This window comes from Bacillus sp. SIMBA_005 (assembly GCF_046535585.1).
Classification (GTDB): Bacteria; Bacillota; Bacilli; order Bacillales; family Bacillaceae; genus Bacillus; species Bacillus pumilus.
Window position 1 is genome coordinate 1 of sequence record NZ_JAWRWI010000707.1, and the last position, 257, is coordinate 257.

Annotated in this window: 1 protein-coding gene; it reads right to left on the minus strand. The window is 70.0% G+C overall.

Annotated elements, in window-relative coordinates:
• A partial coding sequence (locus SB660_RS21905) for a hypothetical protein (protein ID WP_410584545.1) occupies nt 1-257 on the minus strand: 257 nt, incomplete at both ends.

The following is a 257-nucleotide window of genomic DNA, read 5'->3' on the forward strand; positions in this document are numbered from 1 at the left end:
GCGAGGATCCCTCCGGTCGAGGGTCGGATCGCCACGATCGAGGCCGTGCCGTCGACGTCCGCGAGGACCTCGTCGGCACGGTTTTGCAGGTCGACGTCAAGGGTCGTCGCGAGCGGTTCGGCCGGTGCGCCCTCGAACGAGATCAGCTCACGGGAGTCCTCCCCGGACACCGCACTCACCGTGACGGTCGGCGTGCCGCGCAGATCGGTGTCGCGCGCCTTCTGCAGGCCTGAGAGCCCGACGATGTCACCGGCGCT